Origin of the sequence: Clostridium celatum (assembly GCF_021412605.1) — a bacterium.
GTDB classification, from domain to species: Bacteria; Bacillota; Clostridia; order Clostridiales; family Clostridiaceae; genus Clostridium; species Clostridium celatum.
The window spans coordinates 1-1,756 of the sequence record NZ_JAJKGM010000090.1 but is presented as its reverse complement, the minus strand read 5'-3'; the positions used below and the strand labels follow the sequence as shown (position 1 = coordinate 1,756).

1 protein-coding gene and 1 pseudogene are annotated in these 1,756 nt (G+C 29.4%); both read right to left on the bottom strand.

What is annotated here, in order from left to right:
* Positions 1-77: 77 nt before the first annotated feature.
* Positions 78-311, bottom strand: a pseudogene (locus LPC13_RS16630) (aldo/keto reductase); the annotation flags it as partial.
* A 213-nt stretch (positions 312-524) separates the two neighbouring features.
* Positions 525-1,718 carry a 6-phospho-beta-glucosidase gene (locus LPC13_RS16625; protein WP_234089025.1) on the bottom strand — a complete coding sequence of 398 codons (1,194 nt, stop codon included), beginning with the start codon at positions 1,716-1,718 and terminating at the stop codon, positions 525-527.
* Positions 1,719-1,756 lie beyond the last annotated feature (38 nt).

Sequence of the window (1,756 nt, the reverse complement as noted above, 5' to 3'; positions counted from 1 at the left end):
GACACATCCTTTCTTAACTAAATATTATTTTACTTAGTTCGATTTAATGTGTCCACTACTTTATACTAACACCAATTGGCATAATCCTTTAATGCACGTCCTAATATTTCCTCACTTGTGCCTAATCCATAGACATTAGCTGTATCAAAAAAATTTATTCCTAACTCTAAAGATTTTTTAATTATTTTTCTTGATTCTTCTTCATTTAATACCCAGCTATGAATCCATTTTTCTGGATCCCCAAAGCTCATACAACCTAAACAAATCTTTGATACTTCTAACCCTGTATTTCCCAATTTTACATATTCCATAATTACCCTCCTAAAACCTTATGTTTAATTTCTATACTTTTATTTTATATACTATATTTAATAATGTCTAATATCTATATTATATATATAATTATGCTTATAAAGCATGATTATATTTAAACTGGTATTTTTCTACAAATTCCGCCTTTCCCCTGGGGCGATAACTAAAAGCTCCATGATTATAGGTCTTTCTATAATCATAGAGCTTTTTATTTATTCTATATCTTCACCGTTACTTTCTATAACTTTTTTATACCAATAAAATGATTTTTTCTTAGTTCTTTTATTAGTTCCATTTCCATAGTTATCTCTATCCACATAAATAAATCCATATCTTTTGCTCATTTCACCTGTACTAGAAGCAACTAAATCGATACATCCCCAAGTTGTATATCCTAATAAATCAATTCCATCTATTTCTACAGCATCTTTTAAAGCTTTTATATGTTCTCTAAGATATTCTATACGATAATCATCTTCTACATATCCATTTTCATCTGGATTATCTATAGCTCCTAACCCATTTTCAACAATAAATAATGGTTTTTGATAACGATCATATAAAACATTTAATGAATTTCTTAATCCAAGTGGATCTATTTGCCATCCCCATTCAGTTGATTTTAAATAAGGATTTTTTATAGAACCATATATATTCCCTGCTGTCTCCATTTTATCGTTAGGAAAAGCGCTAACAACACGAGAACAATAATATGAGAAAGATACAAAATCAACTGGGTATTCTCTTAATATAGCTTCATCATCAGCTGCCATATTTATAACTATATTTTCTCTTTCAAATTTCTTTTTTGCATAAGCTGGATAATATCCTCTTGCTTGTATATCAATAAAGAAATATCCTTCATGATCTTGAATTATAGCCTTATGGTAATCTTCTGGTCTACATGAATATGGATAATTGTTACCACCAGCTAACATACAACCAACTTTATTTTCTGGATCAATTTCATGTGCAAGCTTTGTAGCTAATGAACTAGCAACTAATTGATGATGTGCAGCTTGATATTTTGCTTGAGTTTCATCTTCGCCTTCTTCAAAGCAAAGTCCAGCTCCAACAAAAGGTGCATGTAATAACATATTAATCTCATTAAATGTTAACCAATATTTAACTAATCCCTTATAACGCTTAAATACAGTAGCGCAGTATCTTTGATGAAAATCAATCATCTCTCTACTTCTCCAAGCACCGTATTTTTCTACAAGATGCATAGGAACATCAAAATGAGTTAATGTAACTAATGGCTCTATATTATATTTTTTAAGTTCTAAGAAAATATCTTCATAAAATTTTAATCCTTCTTCATTTGGTACTAAATCATCACCATTTGGGAAGATACGTGTCCATGAAATTGGTCTTATGTCAATATTTTGGACACAAAAAGTCAAACTTTTTTATGCTGCACTTCTAGCTAATAATTCACATT